Consider the following 1164-nt stretch of genomic DNA (forward strand, 5'->3'; position numbering starts at 1 on the left):
CCAACGACCCCGTGTACGAAGGCATGATTGTGGGCATCCACAGCCGTGACAACGACCTGGTCGTCAACGCCACACGCACCAAGCAGCTGACCAACTTCCGCGTCTCCGGCAAGGAAGACACGATCAAGATCACGCCCCCGATTGAGTTGACGCTGGAATACGGCGTGGAATTCATCGAGGACGACGAGTTGGTCGAAATCACGCCCAAATCGGTGCGTCTTCGCAAGCGCCACCTGACGGAGAGCGAGCGCAAGCGCGCTGGAAGGTGACCCCCACGCTCCACCGCTACGCGGGTCGCTGCCCCCCGAGGGGGTTTATTTCCCTTGGGGTGGCCCGGCGGGAAATTGCCTTAGTGCAGCAACCGTTGTAGCGCTAGACGGAGTTCTGCGCTTGAAACTCACACACAACCGCGCGGTTTTTCTGATGGTGGCTGTGGCCTTGATGTGGTCCACCGCAGGCGTGGTCACGCGCCACCTGGACGGTGCCCGCAGCTTTGAAGTAACCTTCTGGCGGGCGTTGTTCACAGCTGCCGCATTGCTGATTATCCTGCCGCTGATGCGCGGGCGCAGCGTCTTTGCCAACATCCGCCATGCGGGTCAGACGTTCTGGATCTCGGGCGTTTGCTGGAGCGTGATGTTCACCGCCTACATGGTGGCACTGACGCTGACCAGCGTAGCCAATGTGTTGATCACCATGTCCTTGGGCCCGCTGATGACGGCCCTGATTGCCCGCATCTTCATTGGTCATCGTATTCCCCTTAGAACCTGGGTCGCCATCGTTGTGGCCGGGCTGGGCATTGCCTACATGTATGCCCCGCAGATTGCCGATGGTCAGCTTCTGGGGACGCTGGTGGCCCTGTGTGTCCCTATTGCCGCCGCCACCAACTGGACGGTTACCCAAAACGCCCATGCCCATGGGCACGATGTCGATTTGGTGCCCGCGGTATTTGTGGGTGCCGTGATCAGCACCCTGATCACGCTGCCGCTGGCCTATCCGTTTCAGGCCACCGCGCATGATCTGGGACTTCTGGCCTATTTGGGCGTGTTCCAGCTGGCCATTCCCTGTGTGTTGTCAGTCCTGTGCGCCCGCGTCCTCAAGGCACCAGAATTATCCCTACTGGCACTGCTCGAGGTGCTTTTCGGCATTCTGCTGGTGTGGCTGGGT

Annotated in this window: 1 protein-coding gene and 1 pseudogene; both read left to right on the plus strand. The window is 60.5% G+C overall.

Annotated elements, in window-relative coordinates; translation table 11 throughout:
* Positions 1-269, plus strand: a pseudogene (locus AC097P_RS24450) (translational GTPase TypA); the annotation flags it as partial.
* A gap of 121 nt (positions 270-390) precedes the next feature.
* On the plus strand, positions 391-1164 hold a 774-nt coding region (locus AC097P_RS24455), incomplete at its 3' end, for a DMT family transporter (protein ID WP_479613011.1).

This window comes from Rhodoferax sp. ZS1R8, from assembly GCF_056521325.1.